24 protein-coding genes are annotated in these 19,120 nt (G+C 72.2%); 20 read left to right on the top strand and 4 right to left on the bottom strand.

What is annotated here, in order from left to right; genetic code table 11:
• Window positions 1-107 precede the first annotated feature (107 nt).
• From BLQ67_RS02740 to BLQ67_RS02725, 4 genes are read left to right on the top strand one after another with little or no spacing between them, the layout of a single operon-like run.
• The gene (locus BLQ67_RS02740) at window positions 108-866 is read left to right on the top strand and encodes an IclR family transcriptional regulator (protein ID WP_092502226.1); all 759 of its coding nucleotides are present in this window, start codon (window positions 108-110) and stop codon (window positions 864-866) included.
• A 28-nt stretch (window positions 867-894) separates the two neighbouring features.
• Window positions 895-1,602: an MSMEG_4193 family putative phosphomutase gene (locus BLQ67_RS02735; RefSeq protein WP_092502224.1), complete on the top strand. Its 708-nt coding sequence runs from the start codon at window positions 895-897 to the stop codon at window positions 1,600-1,602.
• Window positions 1,603-1,611: 9 nt separating this feature from the next.
• Window positions 1,612-2,172 carry a DUF3090 domain-containing protein gene (locus BLQ67_RS02730; protein WP_092502222.1) on the top strand — a complete coding sequence of 187 codons (561 nt, stop codon included), beginning with the start codon at window positions 1,612-1,614 and terminating at the stop codon, window positions 2,170-2,172.
• A complete protein-coding gene (locus BLQ67_RS02725) occupies window positions 2,172-2,936 on the top strand; it encodes an SCO1664 family protein (protein ID WP_092506741.1) in 765 nt (254 codons plus the stop codon). The genes BLQ67_RS02730 and BLQ67_RS02725 overlap by 1 nt, the downstream gene beginning before the upstream one ends.
• Before the next feature lie 214 nt (window positions 2,937-3,150).
• On the opposite strand, the gene BLQ67_RS02720 is transcribed toward BLQ67_RS02725, so the two are convergent.
• On the bottom strand, window positions 3,151-3,609 hold the full coding sequence (locus tag BLQ67_RS02720; RefSeq protein ID WP_092502220.1) for an SRPBCC family protein: 459 nt from the start codon (window positions 3,607-3,609) through the stop codon (window positions 3,151-3,153).
• A 46-nt stretch (window positions 3,610-3,655) separates the two neighbouring features.
• Here BLQ67_RS02720 and BLQ67_RS02715 point away from each other — a divergent pair, with 46 nt between their 5' ends.
• Window positions 3,656-4,123 (top strand): AAA family ATPase, encoded by a 468-nt coding sequence (locus BLQ67_RS02715; RefSeq protein ID WP_092502218.1) that lies wholly within the window; start codon window positions 3,656-3,658, stop codon window positions 4,121-4,123.
• A 9-nt stretch (window positions 4,124-4,132) separates the two neighbouring features.
• Here the strand turns inward: BLQ67_RS02715 and BLQ67_RS02710 are convergent, their stop codons facing one another.
• The 3 genes from BLQ67_RS02710 to cysK form a co-directional block, all read right to left on the bottom strand.
• Window positions 4,133-4,456 (bottom strand): hypothetical protein, encoded by a 324-nt coding sequence (locus BLQ67_RS02710; protein WP_092502216.1) that lies wholly within the window; start codon window positions 4,454-4,456, stop codon window positions 4,133-4,135.
• Window positions 4,457-4,519: 63 nt separating this feature from the next.
• Window positions 4,520-5,050, bottom strand: a complete 531-nt coding sequence (gene cysE, locus BLQ67_RS02705) for a serine O-acetyltransferase (RefSeq protein WP_407922480.1) — start codon at window positions 5,048-5,050, stop codon at window positions 4,520-4,522.
• Window positions 5,051-5,055: 5 nt separating this feature from the next.
• Window positions 5,056-5,985 (bottom strand): cysteine synthase A, encoded by a 930-nt coding sequence (gene cysK, locus BLQ67_RS02700; protein WP_092502214.1) that lies wholly within the window; start codon window positions 5,983-5,985, stop codon window positions 5,056-5,058.
• 75 nt (window positions 5,986-6,060) lie between these two features.
• On the opposite strand from cysK, the gene prmC reads away from it, so the two are divergent.
• From prmC to BLQ67_RS02625, 15 genes are all read left to right on the top strand, one after another.
• The gene (prmC, locus tag BLQ67_RS02695) at window positions 6,061-6,939 is read left to right on the top strand and encodes a peptide chain release factor N(5)-glutamine methyltransferase (protein WP_092506739.1); all 879 of its coding nucleotides are present in this window, start codon (window positions 6,061-6,063) and stop codon (window positions 6,937-6,939) included.
• 61 nt (window positions 6,940-7,000) lie between these two features.
• On the top strand, window positions 7,001-7,678 hold the full coding sequence (locus BLQ67_RS02690) for an L-threonylcarbamoyladenylate synthase (protein ID WP_092502212.1): 678 nt from the start codon (window positions 7,001-7,003) through the stop codon (window positions 7,676-7,678).
• The gene (locus tag BLQ67_RS02685; RefSeq protein WP_092502210.1) at window positions 7,675-8,868 is read left to right on the top strand and encodes an MraY family glycosyltransferase; all 1,194 of its coding nucleotides are present in this window, start codon (window positions 7,675-7,677) and stop codon (window positions 8,866-8,868) included. The genes BLQ67_RS02690 and BLQ67_RS02685 overlap by 4 nt, the downstream gene beginning before the upstream one ends.
• Window positions 8,865-9,317 carry a hypothetical protein gene (locus BLQ67_RS02680; protein WP_092502208.1) on the top strand — a complete coding sequence of 151 codons (453 nt, stop codon included), beginning with the start codon at window positions 8,865-8,867 and terminating at the stop codon, window positions 9,315-9,317. The genes BLQ67_RS02685 and BLQ67_RS02680 overlap by 4 nt, the downstream gene beginning before the upstream one ends.
• 157 nt (window positions 9,318-9,474) lie before the next feature.
• Window positions 9,475-10,329 carry a F0F1 ATP synthase subunit A gene (atpB, locus tag BLQ67_RS02675; RefSeq protein ID WP_092502206.1) on the top strand — a complete coding sequence of 285 codons (855 nt, stop codon included), beginning with the start codon at window positions 9,475-9,477 and terminating at the stop codon, window positions 10,327-10,329.
• Window positions 10,330-10,381: 52 nt separating this feature from the next.
• Complete coding sequence (gene atpE / locus BLQ67_RS02670; protein WP_092502204.1) at window positions 10,382-10,606, top strand: ATP synthase F0 subunit C; 225 nt, start codon at window positions 10,382-10,384, stop codon at window positions 10,604-10,606.
• 42 nt (window positions 10,607-10,648) lie between these two features.
• Window positions 10,649-11,206 (top strand): F0F1 ATP synthase subunit B, encoded by a 558-nt coding sequence (locus BLQ67_RS02665; protein ID WP_092502202.1) that lies wholly within the window; start codon window positions 10,649-10,651, stop codon window positions 11,204-11,206.
• Window positions 11,203-11,985: a F0F1 ATP synthase subunit delta gene (locus BLQ67_RS02660; protein ID WP_092502200.1), complete on the top strand. Its 783-nt coding sequence runs from the start codon at window positions 11,203-11,205 to the stop codon at window positions 11,983-11,985. The genes BLQ67_RS02665 and BLQ67_RS02660 overlap by 4 nt, the downstream gene beginning before the upstream one ends.
• An 18-nt stretch (window positions 11,986-12,003) precedes the next feature.
• Window positions 12,004-13,635 (top strand): F0F1 ATP synthase subunit alpha, encoded by a 1,632-nt coding sequence (atpA, locus tag BLQ67_RS02655; protein ID WP_092502199.1) that lies wholly within the window; start codon window positions 12,004-12,006, stop codon window positions 13,633-13,635.
• A gap of 5 nt (window positions 13,636-13,640) precedes the next feature.
• Entirely contained in the window at window positions 13,641-14,540 is a 900-nt protein-coding gene (locus BLQ67_RS02650; protein WP_092502197.1) for a F0F1 ATP synthase subunit gamma, read from the top strand.
• 22 nt (window positions 14,541-14,562) lie between these two features.
• Window positions 14,563-16,017: a F0F1 ATP synthase subunit beta gene (gene atpD, locus BLQ67_RS02645; RefSeq protein WP_092502195.1), complete on the top strand. Its 1,455-nt coding sequence runs from the start codon at window positions 14,563-14,565 to the stop codon at window positions 16,015-16,017.
• Window positions 16,017-16,274, top strand: coding sequence for a F0F1 ATP synthase subunit epsilon (locus BLQ67_RS02640; protein ID WP_092502193.1), 258 nt, complete (start codon window positions 16,017-16,019; stop codon window positions 16,272-16,274). The genes atpD and BLQ67_RS02640 overlap by 1 nt, the downstream gene beginning before the upstream one ends.
• Before the next feature lie 53 nt (window positions 16,275-16,327).
• On the top strand, window positions 16,328-16,984 hold the full coding sequence (locus BLQ67_RS02635; protein ID WP_157674632.1) for a YaaA family protein: 657 nt from the start codon (window positions 16,328-16,330) through the stop codon (window positions 16,982-16,984).
• A gap of 55 nt (window positions 16,985-17,039) precedes the next feature.
• Entirely contained in the window at window positions 17,040-17,981 is a 942-nt protein-coding gene (locus BLQ67_RS02630; protein WP_092502190.1) for an aldo/keto reductase, read from the top strand.
• A 116-nt stretch (window positions 17,982-18,097) separates the two neighbouring features.
• The gene (locus tag BLQ67_RS02625; protein ID WP_157674631.1) at window positions 18,098-19,120 is read left to right on the top strand and encodes a DUF4192 family protein; all 1,023 of its coding nucleotides are present in this window, start codon (window positions 18,098-18,100) and stop codon (window positions 19,118-19,120) included.

Raw genomic sequence — 19,120 nt, 5'->3', positions numbered from 1 at the left:
TCGTCGAGCGCACAGCACGCGATGGCGGCCATCGCGATTGCCACATCGTGGCATGCATCCCACCAGATGGATAGCCCGGCGGCGTGTCGCCGCGTACGATCGGCCCCATGGCAGAGCAGCCGCTCCTCGTGCTGGGCAAGATCCGCAGCATCCTCGACGCGTTCACGCTCGCGGCGCCCGTGCGCACCGCGGCGGAGATCCGCCAGGCGACCGGGCTGCCGTCGTCGACGGCCCACCGGCTCCTGCTGAACCTCGTCGAGCACGGCTTCCTCGACCGGCAGGGCGACGCCTTCCGCATCGGCGCGCGCATGGCGTACTGGGCGGGGCCGGCGACGCGGGCGCGCGACCTCGTCGACCTGCTCGCGCCGCAGCTCGAGGCACTGCGCGACGCGACGGGAGAGACGGCGTGCTGCTTCCGCGCCGAGCAGGGCTCGCGCGTGTGCATCGGCGTCGCCGAGACGCGCCACGGCCTCAAGCGCGAGATGTACGTCGGCCGCATCCAGCCGCTGCACGTGGGCAGCGCGGGCCGCGTGCTGCTCGCGTGGGACGCCGCGCTGCTCGACGCCGTCGCCGCCGGACCGCTGCCTGCGCTCACCGACGCGACGATCACGGAGGCGGATGCGCTGCGCGCCGTCGCCGCCGAGACGCGCGCGCAGGGCTACGCCATCACGATCGGCGAGCGCGTCGAGGCGGCGTCGGGCGTCTCGGCGCCCGTCTTCGACGCGCACGCGCAGGTCGTCGGCGCGCTCACGGTCATGGGGCCGACGCTGCGCATGCCGCTCGAGGTGTGCGCGTCGATGGTCGACGCCGTCGTCGACGCGGCCGAGGGCGTCACGGCGTCGCTCGGCGGCCGCGCGCCCGCCTGACGCGCCGCACGCCGCCTAGGCTCGACGCATGCCCACCGTGCTGCTCGTCCGCCACGGACGCACCACCGCCAACGCGTCGGGCGTGCTCGCCGGTCGCATGCCGGGGGTGCATCTCGACGAGGTCGGCCGCCGGCAGGTGGCCGCCACCGGCGAGCGCATCGCCGCCGCGCCTATCGCGCGCGTCGTGTCGAGCCCGCTCGAGCGGTGCCGCGAGACGGCGGATGCGATCCTCGCCGCGCAGGAGGTCGCACCGGCCCTGGCGATCGAGCCCGGCCTGAGCGAGTGCGACTACGGCGACTGGCAGGGCCGCCCGCTCGCCGAGCTCGCCCGCGAGGACCTGTGGAAGGTCGTGCAGTCGACGCCGTCGGCGGCGACGTTCCCCGCCGGGGAGTCGATGCTCGCCATGCATGCGCGGGGCGTCGAGGCCGTGCGGCGCATCGATGCCGAGGTGCTCGCCGACCACGGACCCGACGCCGTCTGGGTGGCGGTGAGCCACGGCGACGTGCTGAAGGCGATCCTCGCCGACGCGCTCGGCATGCACCTCGACCACTTCCAGCGGCTGCACGTCGACCCCGCCTCCGTCTCGATCGTGCGGTACGGCACGGGCAGGCCGCAGGTGCTGGGGTCGAACACGCACGCCGGCGACCTGTCGTGGCTGCGGCCGCGCGTCGAGGATGCGGCGAGTGCGGCGAGCGACGATGCCGTGGTCGGCGGCGGCGCCGGCCCGCGCTCGTAGCATGGAGGCATGACCCCGGTGGTGCACGGCTTCGACTGGCCCGACCGATTCGTCGTGGGCACCGTCGGCGAGCCCGGCGACCGCACGTTCTACCTGCAGGTGCGCGACGGCCGCGACGTCGTGAGCGTCGCGCTCGAGAAGCAGCAGACCGCCCAGCTCGCGCTCGGCATCGACCGCATCCTCGACGAGCTGCGCACGCAGGACGGCAACCCGTTCCACGTGCCCGAGGGCACCGCCGACGAGCTGCGCGACGACGAGCCCCTCGACGCGCCCGTGCTCGAGCGCTTCCGCGTCGGCCGCATGGCGCTCGGCTGGGATCCCTCGACGGCGCAGATCGTCATCGAGGCGCTGCCGCTGGTCGTCGAGGACGAGGACGACGACGAGGATGCGCTCGACGTCGCGGAGCCCGACGAGCGCCTGGTGGTGCGCATCCCGGTCGGCTCGGCGCGCGCGTTCGCCTTGCGCACCCGCGAGGTCGTCTCGGCGGGCCGGCCGATCTGCACGCTGTGCGGCGAGCCGATGGATGCCGACGGCAGCCACGCGTGCGGCGTGCCCGACGACCTGACGTGATCGCCGAGCCCGAGGCGCTCGGCGACCGGCTCGTGCTCACGGGCCGCGTCGTGTCGGCGTCGAACGCCGTGCTCGTCGGCGAGCTCGACGGCGCCGCGGTCGTCTACAAGCCCGTGCTGGGCGAGCGTCCGCTGCACGACTTCCCCGACGGCACGCTCGCAGCGCGCGAGGTCGCGGCCTACGCCGTCTCGCACGCCACGGGGTGGGACGTCGTGCCCGAGACGCGCCTCGTCGACGGCCCGTACGGCGTCGGCATGCTGCAGCGGTGGGTCGAGGCGGACGCCGACCAGGAGGCCGTCGCGCTCGTGCCGGCCGGCGACGTGCCCGACGGGATGCTGCACGTGCTCGAGGGGGTCGGCGCCGACGACGAGCCGATCGCGCTCGTGCACGAGGACTCGGCGCCGCTGCGGCGCATCGCCGTGCTCGACCTCGTCACGAACAACGCCGACCGCAAGGGCGGGCACGTGCTCGAGGTCGCCGGCGGCCACCGGCACGGCATCGACCACGGCCTCACGATGCACGTCGACCACAAGCTGCGCACGGTGCTGTGGGGATGGATCGACGAGCCGTTCGTCGACGAGGAGGTCGCGGGGATGCGGCGCGTGCTGGCCGGGCTCGACGGCGAGCTGGGCGAGGTGCTCGGCGCGCTCCTCGAGCCCAGCGAGGTGGACGCGCTCGCCGTCCGCTGCGAGGCGCTGCTCGCGCGGGGTGCCTTCCCCGCGCCGGTCGCCGGGCTGCCCGCGGTGCCCTGGCCGGCGTTCTGAGCAGCGTCGTCCGGCCCCGCCACGCTCCAGCCGCTGGTCGAGGAGGCCGCAGCCGAAGGCTGCAGCCGTCACGAGACCTCGCGACGTGCCCGCTCGACGCGGCCACGCGCATGATCGGGCAGGAGCGGCGGTCGCGTGGTCTCGTGACGCGTGCTCGCCCAGCGCTCGCGCGCTCCTCGACCAGCTGGCGCACGGGCGCCCGCATGCGCTCCGCTCAGCCCTCCCGTCGCGCCAGCACCTGCAGCCGGTGCCCGCGCCACTGCCACAGCGCCCACAGCGTCGGCCACATCGCCGGGGCGGCGGCGCCGCTCACATCGAGCCGATCGCGGAAGCGACACCGGCCGTCGGGCAGCGGCGACACGGCCATGCGATGCCGCCACGACGACAGCGCGTCGAGCGGCCCCGACTGCGGGCCGCCGCGGTCGTGCACGATGCGCACGTCGCCGCGCACCTCGTCGTGCAGCTCCACCGTCATGCGGCCCGACGGCACCCCGAGCATCCGCGTGTCGAGCGCGACCGCCGTCGCCGCAGGCCACGTCGAGGGCCACGCGCCGTCGACGGGCGTCGGCGCCAGCACGGGCGCCATCGCGAACCGCATCGCGGCGGGGGAGTGCAGCAGCGCCCACGCGCGCTCGACGTCGCAGTCGAGGACGAGGTCGAGCACCACCCGCATGCCCCCAGCATCCCGCAGCGCGCACGCCGCCGCATAGGCTCGGCGCATGCCCCTCGTCACGCTGCTCAGCGGTCCGACCGCGACCGGCAAGACCACGATGGCGCAGGCGCTCGAGGCAGCGGGCGCGCTGCGCCTGTCGATGGACGAGGCGCAGTGGGCCGCCGGCTACCGCGGGGCCTTCCCTCCGGTCGAGGTCATCGAGCGCCTCGAGGCCGAGCTGAAGCAGCGCATGACGGATGCCGTCGAGGCTGGCCGCTCCGTCGTCGTCGACCTGTCGCTCACGACGCGGGACTTCCGCGACGCGTGGCGCGCGGCGGCGGAGGCGGCGGGCGGGAGCGTCGACCTCGTCGTGCTCACGGCGCCGACCGACGTGCTGTGGGCGCGCATCCAGCAGCGGGCGGGCCGCGACGGCCCCAACGCGTTCACGCTCGATCGCGATGCGCTCGAGGCGTACGTCGCGTCGGTCGAGCCGCCGCATCCCGACGAGCACGCGCGCGTCGTCGTCACCGGCTGAGCCGGTCGGTCAGCACGGTCCGCCGAGCACGCCGAGGCCGCGCAGCACGTGGACGACCGCCAGCGCGGCGACGACCGCGACGCCCGTGAGGACCCACGGCACGGATGCACGGGCGTCGACGTGCTGCCGACGGCGCTCGCCGAGGGCGACGAGCGTGAGGGCGACCGACCCGGCGGCCGCGACGAGCGGTCCGAGGTCGAGGAAGGAGCACGCCGTGACGGTGCCGGCCGCCGCCGGCGACCCCATCGTGGTCGACGACATCGACACGACGAACCCGAGCGCCGAGACGACGAGCGCCGCCCAATAGGCCCTCGGCACGTGGGAGATCCGCATCCCGCCATCGTCGCCGACCATCCGGCGCGTCCGATGCGTGGACGCTGACGACGGGCTGACCGCCTAGATCTGGTACTCGATCGAGCCCGAGCGGGCGACCGAGGCGGGCACGCCCACGAGCGTCACGCCTGCGGGGGCGTCGCGCACGACGACGGCGTTCGCGCCGACCTTCACGTCGTCGCCGAGCACGATGGGGCCGAGGATCTTCGCACCGGCTCCCACGGTGATGCGGTCGCCGAGCACGGGGTGCCTGCGGCCGGCACCGGAGCTCGTGCCGCCGAGCGTCACCTGGTGGTAGATGAGGCAGTCGTCGCCGACGACCGCGGTCTCGCCGATCACGACGCCCATGCCGTGGTCGATGAGCAGGCGCCGACCGATCGTCGCGCCCGGGTGGATCTCGACGCCGGTCATGAACCGCATCCACTGGCTGCCGGCGCGGGCTGCGAATCGCAGCCCGCGCCGCCAGAGCCAGTGGTGCCAGCGGTGGCCCCACACGGCGTGCAGCGTCGAGTAGGTGAGCCACACCTCCAGGGCGCCGCGAGCCGCCGGATCGCGCAGCTGCGCGTTCCGGATGTCCTCGCGGATCCCCAGCACCTCGATCAGGCCAGGTCGGCGTAGATCGGGTTCGACAGGTAGCGCTCGCCGGTGTCGCAGATGATGGCGACGATGGTCTTGCCAGCGTTCTCGGGGCGACGTGCGACCTCGAGGGCGGCCCAGACGATGGCGCCCGACGAGATGCCCGAGAAGATGCCCTCCTCGGCCGACAGCTCGCGCGCCACGCGCACGGCGTCGTCGAGCGCGACGTCGACGACCTCGTCGTAGACCTCGCGGTCGAGGATCGACGGCACGAAGTTCGCGCCGATGCCCTGGATCTTGTGCGGGCCCGCGGTGCCCTGCGTGAGCAGCGGCGAGTCGATCGGCTCGACGGCGATGACCTGCACCTCGGGCTTCAGCTCCTTGAGGCGAGCGCCCGCGCCCGTGACGGTGCCGCCCGTGCCGATGCCCGCGACGAAGATGTCGACGGCGCCGTCGGTGTCGGCCCAGATCTCCTCGGCCGTCGTCTCGCGGTGCACCTTGGGGTTCGCGGGGTTGTCGAACTGACGGGCGAGGATCGCGCCGGGCGTCTCCTCGACGATCTGGGCGGCGCGCTCGACGGCGCCGCGCATGCCCTCGGAGCCGGGCGTGAGCACGAGCTCGGCGCCGAGCGCCTTGAGCACGGCGCGACGCTCGACCGACATGGTCTCGGGCATCGACAGGATGACGCGGTAGCCCTTCGCGGCACCGACGAGCGCGAGCGCGATGCCGGTGTTGCCGCTCGTGCCCTCGACGATCGTGCCGCCCGGCTTCAGCTCGCCCGAGGCCTCGGCGGCCTCGATGATCGCCTTGCCGATGCGGTCCTTCACGCTGGCGCCCGGGTTGAAGTACTCGAGCTTCGCGAGGATCGTCGCGTGGGTGTCGTCGACGCGCTGCAGTCGGACGAGCGGCGTGCCGCCGATCGTGGCCGTCACGTCGTCGTAGATGCGAGCCATAGGTAAGCCTTTCACGGGGGAGAAGCAGTCGTGATGATGCTAGCCGTTCGACCCTGACCGCGTGCACGGATGGGGATGCCTTCAGGGTACGGTGCCGAGGTGCCCGACCTCCGCGCGACCGTGACCGCCGCACGCGACGCCCTCGCGAGGGTCGGGGTCGTCGGTCCCGACGCCGAGATCCTCGCCGCGCACGTGCTCGAGACGTCGCTCGGCGACCTGCGGATGCGCATGCTGCGCGGCGCCGAGGTCGGCCCCGAGGACGCCCGCAGGCTCGGTGGGCTCGTGGCCCGTCGCGGCGAGCGCGAGCCGCTGCAGCACCTCACGGGCGAGGCGCACTTCCGCCACGTGACGCTCGCGGTCGGCCCCGGCGTCTTCACGCCGCGGCCCGAGACCGAGGTGCTCGTCGACCACGCGCTGGCGATGGTGGATGCGGCGGGCCCGGCGCCGGTCGTCGTCGACGCGTGCGCGGGCTCGGGCGCCGTCGCCATCGCGATCGCGACCGAGCGGCCGGCGACGCGCGTGCACGCCGTCGAGCTCTCGGGCGACGCGATCGCCTGGACGCGCTGCAACGTCGACGCGCTCGCGCCCGGCATCCACGTGGTGCAGGGCGACGTCGCGGCGCTCGACGCGCTGCTGCCCGACGTCGCAGGCGCCGTCGACGTGCTCGTGTCGAACCCGCCGTACGTGCCCGTCGCCGCCGTGCCGCGCGACCCCGAGGTGCGGCTGCACGACCCGGCGCTCGCGCTGTACTCGGGCGACGACGGCCTCGACGTCGTGCGCGCCCTCGCCGACGTGGGCCTGCGGATGGTGCGCGCAGGCGGCGGCATCGCGCTCGAGCACGGCGAGGAGCAGGGGGAGGGCGTGCGCGCGGTGCTGACCGCCGCGGGCTGGCACGACGCCGCGACGCATGCCGACCTCACGGGGCGCGACCGCATCACGACCGCGCGCCGCTGAGGTCGCGGCCGCCGCGGGCCGCCTGACGCCCGGCGCGGCCACGCGACCGTACGATGGAGGCGTGCCCGAGACCTTCGACTGCAGCGTGCCCACGAGCCTCCTCGCCGGGGTGCGCGCGGCGCGGCAGACGCTGCAGACCGGCGGCCTCGTGATCATGCCGACCGACACGGTCTACGGCATCGCGGCCGACGCGTTCAGCCCCGAGGCCGTCGCGGGTCTCCTCGCTGCGAAGGGCCGCGATCGCCAGTCGCCCCCGCCGGTGCTCGTGCCAGACGTCGCCACGCTCACGGCGCTCGCCGAGCGCGTCTCCGACGACGTGCGCGCGCTCGCCGACGCGTTCTGGCCGGGGCCGCTCACGATCATCGTGCGCGCGCAGCCGAGCCTGTCGTGGGACCTCGGCGAGACGAAGGGCACCGTCGCGCTGCGCATGCCCGCGAACGACGTCGCGCTCGGCCTGCTCGCCGAGACGGGCCCGCTCGCCGTCTCGAGCGCCAACCGCCACGGCGAGCCCGCCTCCACGTCCGCCGCCGCACCCGCCGAGGCGCTCGCCGAGTCCGTCGCCGTCGTGCTCGACGCCGGCGAGGTGGGCGAGGGCTACGAGCCCCACGCCGACGGCGAGCGGGCGCAGAACGGGTCGACGATCGTCGACGCGACGGGGGAGCGCATCCGCATCGTGCGCCAGGGCGTGCTGTCGCGCGAGCGCATCGCCGAGGTCGTGGGCGAGGCGCTCGCGCCATGACCCTCTTCGTCGCGGTCGCGCTGCTCGCCGCCGTCGTCACCTGGCTCATGAGCCTCGGCACGCTGCGCTTCGCGCTCGCCCGCGGCATCCATCCGCCCGTGCGCGAGCGCGACGTGCACGCCAAGCCCACGCCGCGCCTCGGCGGCGTCGCGATGTTCGCTGGCGTCGTCGCCGCGCTCACGGCGGGCGCGTTCATCCCGCAGTTCCAAGCCGCCTACGCGGAGCCGCACAAGATCGTCGCGCTGCTGTGCGCGACGGGCTTCATCGTCACGGTCGGCGTGCTCGACGACCTGCTCGACCTCGACTGGATGCTCAAGCTCGGCGCGCAGCTCGTCGCCGCCGGCGTCATCGCGTTCTTCGTCGTGCGCATCACGTCGACGCCCAACCCGTTCGGCGGCATCGCGGTGGGGTCGTCGCAGATGTCGATCGTGCTGACCGTCGTGACGATCGTGCTCGTCATGAACGCCGTCAACTTCATCGACGGCCTCGACGCGCTCGTCGCAGGCACGACGATCATCGGCTCCGCCGCGTTCTTCGCGTACATCTGGATCATCAGCCGCTCGCTCGGCCAGGCTGAGGCGTACTTCTCGACCGCGAGCGTCATCACGGCCGTCGTCGTGGGCGCGTGCGTCGGCTTCCTGCCGCTCAACTGGCACAAGGCGAAGATGTTCATGGGCGACGCCGGCGCGCTCATGGTGGGCCTGCTCACCGCGACGGCGGCGATCTCGGTCACGGGCCAGATCGACCTCACGGTGCTCGGCGGCCGCTCGCAGATCCTCCCCGCCTTCATCCCCGTGCTGCTGCCGTTCGCGATCCTCGCGCTGCCGCTGCTCGACTTCGTGCTCGCGGTGCTGCGCAGGCTGCTCAACGGCCAGAGCCCCTTCGCCGCCGACCGCAAGCACCTGCACCACCGACTGCTCGACATGGGGCACACGCACCTCGGCGCCGTGCTCATCTTCTACTCGTGGACGATCGTCGTCTCGGTGGGCTGCCTGCTCTTCCTGTTCCTCGACGAGTGGGTCGCAGCCGGTATCATCGCTCTCGGCTTCCTCGTCTGCGCGGTCCTCACGGCATTGCCCGTGAGCCGTCGGGTCTGGCACTCCGCCAGGCGCCTCGCGAGGCTGCGAGCGGCGGAGCGCCGGGCGCGCAGCAGGAGGCAGAGCAAGGTCGAGGCAGGGGAGCGACGATGACCATCCAGGACGTCATGCGCCGCGTGCTCGCGTACGGCGGGCTGCTGGCCCTCGCCATCGCGGTCATCGGCGGGATCGTGGGATTCGCGGTGGCCGGATGGACGGGCGTCGTGAGCGCCCTCGTCGGCACCGCCATCGCGATCGCCTTCCTCTCGCTCACGGCCGTCTCGGTCATCGTGGGCTTCAAGGTCTCGCGCGGCGAGCTGCTGCACGTCGGATTCTTCGGCGTGCTGCTCGGCGGCATGATGCTGAAGTTCGTCCTCTTCCTCGTCTTCATGATGTGGCTGCAGGGCCAGCCGTGGCTCGCGGGAGGCGTCGTGTTCGGCACGATGCTCGCCGCCGTGCTCGGCTCCCTCGTCGTCGACGTGCTCGTGATCGGCCGCTCGCGGCAGCCCACGGTCGACGAGCCCGCCGAGGAGGAGACCCAGGGGCGGCCAGCACGCCGCTGACGCCCTGGCTTCTGCTAGGCTTCGAGTGATCCCCCAGGTTGATCCCTCATCCTCCGTGCCCTCGTGGCGCGCGAGCGATCGGGACCCGATCCGGGGCCAGGATCTGTACGACGACGACCTATGGCGCCGTGACGCGCCGTGACCGACGGAGACCCCGCTGAGCGCGCTTCCCCTGCTGGCCATTTCCGCCGCCGCTCCCGAGCCCGAGCCGTTCCACCCGCCGAGCCTGTCGGAGTTCTTCCCTGAGGTCTTCCTCCTCACGGATCCGACGGCCGTGGGCCTTTCGGGCGCCGAGGAGCCGATCTTCGGCCTGAACCGCATCATGCTCATCCGCTTCCTCGCGGTCGCCGTGATGATGCTGATCCTGTGGCTCGCCGTGCGCAACATGCGCATCGTGCCGACGCGCTTCCAGGCCGGCGCCGAGTTCCTGCTCGGCTTCGTGCGCCAGAACGTGATCATCGACACGCTCGGCGAGAAGGACGGCCGCCGGTTCATGCCGGTGCTCATGGCCATGTTCTTCGGCATCCTCGCGATGAACATCACGGGCATCATCCCGTTCCTGAACATCGCAGGCACCTCGGTGATCGGCATGCCGCTCGTGCTCGCGCTCGTCGCGTACGTGCTGTTCATCTACGCGGGCCTCAAGAAGCACCCCGGCGCGTTCCTGAAGAACTCGCTCTTCCCGTCGGGCGTGCCGTGGCCGATCTACTTCATCGTGACGCCGATCGAGTTCCTCTCGACGTTCATCCTGCGTCCGGTCACGCTCGCCCTGCGACTCCTCATGAACATGGTCGCCGGCCACCTGCTGCTGGTGCTGTGCTTCGCGGCGACGCACTTCTTCTTCCTCTCGATGCTCGCCTACGGCGACTTCCTCGGGCTCCTCGGCGTCGGCACGCTGGCCTTCGGCCTCGCGTTCACGCTGTTCGAGATCCTCGTGGCCGTCCTCCAGGCGTACGTCTTCACCTACCTCACGGCCGTCTACATCCAGCTCGCGCTGGCAGACGAGCACTGATCGTCCGACCCCAACCCGGTCGTACAGCAACCTCCAGAAAGGAACCGCACCAATGAACATCGTCGGCTACCTCGCCCCGATCGCATTCGGCCTCGCGTCCATCGGCTCCGCCATCGGCGTGGGCATCATCGTCGGCAAGACGATCGAGTCGGTCGCTCGCCAGCCCGAGCTCCAGGGCCGCCTGACGGGCCTCATGTTCCTCGGCATCGCCTTCACCGAGGCACTGGCGTTCATCGCCATCGCCACGGGCTTCATCCCGTTCACCGCCCCGGCCTGATCGCCGACCGCCTAGCGGTCTCCAAGCAGCAAAGGAGTAGGGATGCAGCTCGCATTCCCCGTCGTCACGGCGGATGAGCACGGCGAGGCCAGCCCCTCGAACCCGCTGATCCCGGCGATCTACGACATCGTCTGGTCGCTGGTCGTGTTCGCGATCGTCCTCGCGTTCTTCTTCTGGCTCGTCCCGAAGCTGAACAAGGCGCTCGACGCACGTCGCGACGCCATCGAGGGTGCGCTCGAGCGCGCCGAGGCCGCCGAGGCGAAGGCGAAGGCCTCCGTCGAGGAGAACGCCGCGATCCTCGCCGAGGCTCGTGCCGAGGCGTCGCAGATCCGCGAGAAGGCGCGCGCCGAGGGTGCGCAGATCCTCGCGGAGCTGAAGGTCGCAGCGCAGGAGGAGGCCGACCGCGTCGGTGCCACCGCCCGCGCGCAGATCGAGGCCGAGCGCCAGGCTGCCGTGCAGTCGCTGCGCCAGGAGGTCGGCGTGCTCGCGCTCGACCTGTCCGAGAAGGTCGTCGGCGAGTCGCTCGACGAGCAGCGTGCCGCTGGCATCGTGGACCGCTTCCTCGCGGACCTCGAGGCCGAGGAGGCTGGTCGCCGGTGAGGTCCGCCACCCGTGAGGCGCTCGGCGCCCTGACGACCGCCGTGCAGGCGTCGTCGGGCGCCGGCGTCTCCGACGCCCGCGAGGTGCTGCAGGCGGCGCGCGCCATCGAGCGCACGCCGCAGCTGCTCGCGGCGCTCGTCGACACGAACGGCACGAGCGCCGACCGCGACGCGATCGTCGCGCGCGTCTTCGGCTCGCTCGGCGCCGAGGCACGTCGCCTGCTCGGCGTCGCCGCCGCGCAGCGCTGGTCCTCGGGCGCCGACCTGCTCGCCGGCCTCGAGGACGCGGGCATCCGCCTCGCGGCGACGGCGGCCGACGCCGACGTCGCGAGCGAGATCCACCAGTTCCGCGAGATCGTCGCGGGCGACGCGGACCTCGAGCTCGCGCTCGGTGGTCTGCTCGGCGAGGCCGACGACAAGGCCCTCGTGGTCGAGCGTCTGCTCGCCGGACGGGCCTCGGAGGCGACGCTCGTGATCCTCGACCACCTCGTGCGCTCGCCGCGCGGCCGCCGCATCGGCGCGCTGCTCGCGCAGGCCGCCGAGACGGTCGCCGACGCCGCCGGCGCCGGGATCGCGACGGTCACGACCGCCGTGCCCCTGCCGGACACGCAGCTGCGCAGGCTCGAGGCGAGCCTGACGCAGCGCTACGGACGACGCCTGCAGGTGCAGCAGGTCGTCGACCCCCAGATCATCGGCGGCCTCCGGGTCGCGGTCGCGGACGACGTCATCGATGGCACGATCCGCTCGAAGTTCACCGACCTCCGGCTGCAGCTGGGCTAGGTCACACGAGGAGAAGCAATGGCAGAGATCACCATCAGCCCCGATGACATCAAGGGTGCGCTGAGCGACTTCGTGGCCTCGTACGAGGCCAAGGCGTCGTCGACGAGCGAGGTCGGTCGCGTCACCGACGCCGCCGACGGCATCGCCCACGTCGAGGGCCTTCCCGGCGTCATGGCCAACGAGCTCGTCCGCTTCGCGGACGGCACGCTCGGCCTCGCCCAGAACCTCGACGAGACCGAGATCGGCGTCGTCGTGCTCGGCGAGTTCGGCGGCATCGTCGAGGGCCTCGAGGTCACCCGCACCGGCGAGGTCCTCTCGGTCCCCGTCGGCGACGGCTACCTCGGTCGCGTCGTCGACCCGCTCGGCGCCCCGATCGACGGCCTCGGCGACATCGCGTCGACCGGTCGTCGTGCGCTCGAGCTGCAGGCTGCAGGCGTCATGGACCGCAAGTCGGTCCACGAGCCCATGCAGACCGGCATCAAGGCGATCGACGCCATGATCCCCGTCGGCCGTGGTCAGCGTCAGCTGATCATCGGCGACCGCCAGACCGGCAAGACGGCGATCGCGATCGACACGATCATCAACCAGAAGGCCAACTGGGAGTCGGGCGACGTCTCGAAGCAGGTCCGCTGCATCTACGTCGCCGTCGGCCAGAAGGGCTCCACGATCGCCTCCGTCAAGGGTGCGCTCGAGGAGGCCGGCGCCATGGAGTACACGACGATCGTCGCCGCTCCCGCGTCGGACCCCGCCGGCTTCAAGTACCTCGCGCCGTACACCGGCTCGGCCATCGGCCAGCACTGGATGTACGAGGGCAAGCACGTCCTGATCATCTTCGACGACCTGTCGAAGCAGGCCGAGGCCTACCGCGCCGTGTCGCTGCTGCTGCGCCGCCCGCCGGGCCGCGAGGCATACCCCGGCGACGTCTTCTACCTGCACTCCCGTCTGCTCGAGCGCTGCGCCAAGCTCTCCGACGCCCTCGGCGCCGGCTCGATGACGGGTCTGCCCATCATCGAGACGAAGGCCAACGACGTCTCGGCGTACATCCCGACCAACGTGATCTCGATCACCGACGGCCAGATCTTCCTGCAGTCCGACCTCTTCAACGCCAACCAGCGTCCCGCGGTCGACGTCGGCATCTCGGTCTCGCGAGTCGGTGGCGACGCGCAGGTCAAGTCGATCAAGAAGGTCTCCGGCACGCTCAAGCTCGAGCTCGCCCAGTACCGCTCGCTCGAGGCGTTCGCGATGTTCGCATCCGACCTCGACGCCGCGTCGCGTCGTCAGCTCGCTCGAGGCGCACGCCTCACCGAGCTGCTGAAGCAGCCGCAGTACTCGCCGTACCCGGTCGAGGAGCAGGTCGTCTCGATCTGGGCGGGCACGAACGGCAAGATGGACGACGTGCCCGTGAGCGAGGTGCTGCGCTTCGAGGCAGAGCTGCTCGACCACCTGCGTCGCAACTCCACCGTGCTCACGACGCTGCGCGACACGAACGTGCTGGACGACGAGACGCTGAAGACGCTCGAGTCCGAGGTCGACGCGTTCGCCGCCGGCTTCGTCGCCGACGAGTCCGACTCGATCCTGGGCGACGACTCCTCCGAGCAGATGCCGCTCGAGGACGTCAACCAGGCGCAGATCGTGAAGGGCAAGCGCTAAGCCTCATGGGAGCCCAGCTCAGGGTCTACACGCAGAAGATCAAGTCTGCGCAGACGACCAAGAAGATCACGAAGGCGATGGAGCTCATCGCCGCGTCGCGCATCCAGAAGGCGCTGGCGCGGGTCGAGGCCTCCTCGCCGTACGCACGCGCGATCACGCGTGCCGTGAGCGCGGTCGCGACGTACTCGAACGAGGTCCACGACCTCACGCTCGAGCGCGACGAGATCCGCCGCAGCGCGATCGTGGTCCTCACGAGCGACCGCGGCCTCGCCGGCGCGTTCAACTCGCAGATCCTCCGCGAGGCCGGCGAGCTGCGCGCGCAGCTCGAGGCGCAGGGCAAGGAGGTCGAGCACTACCTGGTCGGCCGCAAGGCGGTGCAGTACTTCCAGTTCCGTCGCCGTGCCGCGGTGCGCGACTGGACGGGCGAGACCGACGTGCCCACGGCCGACCTGGCCAAGGAGATCGCCGACGCCGTCATCGAGTCGTACGTCAAGGGCTCGGCAGACGGTGGCGTCGACGAGATCCACGTCGTCTACAACCGCTTCGTCAGCATGATGACGCAGGAGCCGCAGACCGTGCGTCTGCTGCCCCTCGAGATCGTCGACGCAGCCGACGACGCGACCGACGGCGAGCACTTCCCGCTCTACGAGTTCGAGCCGGAGCCGGGCCGCGTGCTCGACGCGCTCCTGCCCGTCTACGTCGAGAGCCGCATCTTCAACGCCCTCCTGCAGTCCGCAGCCTCGAAGCAGGCCGCGACGCAGAAGGCGATGAAGTCGGCATCCGACAACGCGGACACGCTCATCACCGACTACACGCGCCTCCGCAACAACGCGCGTCAGGCAGAGATCACGCAGCAGATCTCCGAGATCGTGGGCGGCGCGGACGCCCTCGGCTCGGCGAAGTAAGCCACGAAAGGCACCTGGAAGCATGACCATCACGGAAGCAGCAGCCACGCAGGCAGCCGTCGGCCGCATCGCGCGCGTCACGGGCCCGGTCGTCGACATCGAGTTCCCGCATGACGCCATCCCCGGCATCTACAGCGCGCTGAAGACCGACGTGTCGTTCGGCGAGGGCACCGAGACGCAGACGATCACGCTCGAGGTCGCGCAGCACCTCGGCGACGACCTCGTGCGCGCCATCGCCCTCAAGCCGACCGACGGCCTCGTCCGCGGCCAGGAGGTGCGCGACACCGGCGAGCCCATCACGGTGCCCGTCGGCGACGTCACCAAGGGCAAGGTCTTCAACGTCATCGGCGAGGCCCTGAACCTCGCCGAGGGCGAGACGATCGAGGTCACCGAGCGGTGGCCCATCCACCGCAAGGCGCCCGCGTTCGACCAGCTCGAGTCGAAGACGCAGCTCTTCGAGACCGGCATCAAGGTCATCGACCTCCTCACGCCGTACGTGCAGGGTGGCAAGATCGGCCTCTTCGGCGGTGCGGGCGTCGGCAAGACCGTCCTCATCCAGGAGATGATCCAGCGCGTCGCGCAGGACCACGGTGGCGTGTCGGTGTTCGCGGGCGTCGGCGAGCGCACGCGTGAGGGCAACGACCTCATCCACGAGATGGAGGAGGCGGGCGTCTTCGACAAGACCGCCCTCGTCTTCGGCCAGATGGACGAGCCGCCGGGCACGCGTCTGCGCGTCGCCCTGTCGGCCCTCACGATGGCGGAGTACTTCCGCGACGTGCAGAAGCAGGACGTGCTGCTCTTCATCGACAACATCTTCCGCTTCACGCAGGCGGGCTCCGAGGTGTCGACGCTGCTCGGCCGCATGCCCTCGGCCGTGGGCTACCAGCCGAACCTCGCCGACGAGATGGGCCTCCTCCAGGAGCGCATCACCTCGACGCGCGGTCACTCGATCACGTCGCTGCAGGCCATCTACGTGCCCGCTGACGACTACACCGACCCGGCCCCCGCCACGACGTTCGCGCACCTCGACGCGACGACGGAGCTGAGCCGTGCGATCGCGTCGAAGGGCCTCTACCCGGCCGTCGACCCGCTCACGTCGACGAGCCGCATCCTCGACCCGCGCTACATCGGCGAGGACCACTACCGCGTCGCCACGACCGTGAAGCAGATCCTGCAGAAGAACAAGGAGCTGCAGGAGATCATCGCGATCCTCGGCGTCGACGAGCTCTCCGAGGAGGACAAGATCGTCGTGTCGCGTGCACGTCGCATCGAGCAGTTCCTCTCGCAGAACACGTACATGGCGAAGAAGTTCACGGGCGTCGAGGGCTCCACGGTGCCGCTCAAGGACACGATCGAGTCGTTCGACGCGATCGCCAAGGGCGAGTTCGACCACGTGTCCGAGCAGGCCTTCTTCAACGTCGGCGCCATCACGGACGTCGAGGAGAAGTGGGCGCAGATCCAGAAGGAGAACGGCTGATGGCACTCGCCGTCAGCATCGTCTCCGCCGAGGCCGAGGTCTGGTCGGGCGATGCGAGCCAGGTCTCCGCACGCACGGTCGAGGGCGAGATCGGCATCCTCTCGGGTCATGAGCCCGTGCTGGCCGTGCTCGCCGAGGGGCAGGTGCGCGTGACGCCGATCGACGGAGCCCCCATCGCGGTCGACGCCGCGGACGGCTTCCTGTCGGTCGACCACGACCGGGTCGAGATCGTCGCCAGGCACGCACAGCTCGCGTGATCGTCATCCTGCCCCCTTCCGAGACGAAGGCGGCGGGCGGTGCGCCGGGGTCCATGCTGGACCTCGGCGCACTGGCGTTCCCGCCCCTGTCGTCCACGCGCGAGCGCGTCCTCGACGTCACGATCGCGAAGGCCGTCGCGGCGCCGCCCGCTGCGACGCCGGCGCGCCAGCGCTGGATCGACGACGATCGCGTGCTGCGCTCGTCGCCGACGATGCCGGCGATCGAGCGCTACGAGGGCGTGCTGTACGACGGCCTCGGCGCCGCGTCGCTCGACCCCTCGGCGCGCGCGTGGGTCGACCATCACGTGCTCATCGGCTCGGCCCTGTGGGGGTTCGTGCGCGCGAGCGACCGCATCCCGTCGTACCGGTGCTCGTCGAGCGACCTCAAGGGTCCGCTGCGCGGCGCGTGGTCGGATGCCGGAGCCCTGCTCGCCGACGAGACGGTCGTGGACCTGCGCTCGAAGGCGTACGTCCACGTGGCCCCGGTGCCCGGCGCGATCGCCGTCGACGTCGTGGGCGAGGACGGCGCGGCGCTCAACCACTGGAACAAGCACGCCAAGGGCGCGCTCGTGCGGCGCATGGCGGAGGCGGGGCTCGCGGCGAGCGGCGCCCACGGCCTCGCGGCGTGGGCGGCCGATCGGGGCATCCGCCTGCGCGCGATCGCCGACGACCGGCTCGAGCTCACGGCGACGGCCGCGGGGCTCGGCTGATCCCGCTTCGCTGAGAGCGCGACTGCCACCGGCGAGACGCGCCTAGGCTGATGAGATGCGCCGAACCCTCGGAACCAGTGCCATCGTCGTCAGCCCGGTCGGCCTCGGCCTCAACAACCTCGGCCGGCCCGGCACCGCGACCGAGGAGCAGGCGGGCACCGACCGCCTCATCCACGCGGCCGTCGACCACGGCATCACGCTGCTCGACACCGCCGACATGTACGGCGTGCCGCCGACGACGAGCGAGCGGCTGCTCGGCAACGCACTGAAGGGCAAGCGCGACCAGGTCGTGCTCGCCACGAAGTGGGGCCACCAGGACTTCCCGATCCCCGGCAGCGAGGACTGGGGCCCGAAGGGCGAGCGCCGCTACATCCGCAACGCGGTCGACGCGTCGCTCACGCGCCTGCAGACCGACTGGATCGACCTGTACCAGCTGCACACGCCCGACCCCGAGACGCCCATCGCGACGACGATCGACGCGCTCGACGAGCTCGTGGAGGCCGGCAAGATCCGCGCGTACGGGCACTCGAACCTGTCGGGCGAGCAGATCCGCGAGGCCGCCGCCGTGCAGTCGCCGAACGGCTTCGTGACGGCGCAGGACGAGTACAGCCTGCTGGCGCGCGGCGTCGAGGCCGACGTGCTGCCCGCCGCACGCGAGGCGGGGCTGGGCTTCCTGCCGTACTTCCCGCTGTACAACGGCCTGCTCTCGGGCAAGTACACGCGCACCGAGCAGCCGCACGACGGCAGGCTCACGCGCATCAAGCCGCAGCTGCTCGAGGGCGTCGACTGGACGCTGCTCGAGGAGTACGACCGCGTCGCGCGCGACGCGGGCCTCACGATGCTCGAGGCGACGTTCGCGTGGCTGCTCGCGCAGGAGCCGGTCGTCTCGGTCATCGCCGGCGCCACGAAGCCCGAGCAGATCGCGCAGAACGTCGCCGCTGGCGAGGCGCGCATGGGCGCCGACGTCGTCGCCGCGATCTCCGACCTCTTCTCGTAGCGCGTCCCGCGAGCGCGGGGGAGTCGAGGCTCCACGACGCTCGCTCGAACGTCGCGATCCACAGGTCGCGTCTGCGGCGCGCGTGACCGTCGGCGGCGCCGCGCATGCTCCCGGGCATGCAGATCGTCCGCGCCTCGTCGCCCCAGCAGCTCCTGCTCGCCCTCCCGCACCTCGCGGGCCCAGCCATCGCCCGCTCGATCCTCGTCGTGCCGTTCCACGGATCGCGCACGGGCATGGCGCTGCGCTGCGACATCCCCGTGCTGCCGCGCGGCGCGCTCGTGCCGTGGGCCGACGACGTCGTGGGGTCGGTGCTCGATGCCGAGCCCGACGGCGTCGCCATCGCGGTCGTGACCGACCGCATCGTGGGCGCGGGTGCCCTGCCGCACCGCGCGCTCGTGCGTGCGCTCGTCGCCGCGTGCCGCCGCGCCCGCGTGCCCGTGCGTGCTCGCCTGTGCCAGTCGGCGGATGCGTGGGGCGACTACGCGCAGCCGCAGGCGGCGAGGGGCCCGCTCGCCGAGCTCGAGGTCACCGAGGGCCTGCCGTTCCTCGCGCCGACGCCCGCGCCGCGGGTGCCCGAGCCCGCGTCGCCCTCGCGGTGCGCCGCCGTCGCTGACGCGCTCGACGCGATCGTGACGTCCGGGGCGATGCGCGCGGCGCTCGACGACCCCGTCGTGCCCGTCGAGCTCGCGCTGCAGGCCGCGGTGCTGTCGCCCGAGCAGGCGGCGACGGTGCTCGCGCTCGTGCAGCGTCCTGCCATCCGCGACGCGACGACGTGCCAGCTGCTCGACGGCATCGCCGCGGGCGTCGAGGCGCACGCGCTGCAGCGCACCGGGGGATCGGCGGCCGGTGCCGACCGCATGCTCGGGGTCGGCCCCGCGCCGGATCGTGACCGCGTCGAGCGCGGCGTGGGGCTGCTCGAGCACGTCGTCGCCGTCGCGCCGACGGGCATGCGCGCCGCCCCGCTCGTCATGCTCGCGTCGCTGCACTGGCTGCTGGGGCGATCCGGCACGGCGGCGGCCTGCGTCGAGGCCTCGCTGCGCGACGACCCCGAGCTCGGCATGGCGCTGCTCATGGCCACGGTGCTGCACGCGGGCATGCTGCCCGAGTGGGTGGCCGCCGAGCGCGCCGCCGTGTCGTGA

This window comes from Agrococcus jejuensis (assembly GCF_900099705.1).
Taxonomy (GTDB): Bacteria; Actinomycetota; Actinomycetes; order Actinomycetales; family Microbacteriaceae; genus Agrococcus; species Agrococcus jejuensis.
Note: the sequence above shows the minus strand (reverse complement) of the source record. Positions and strands in the feature narration are given on the sequence as shown.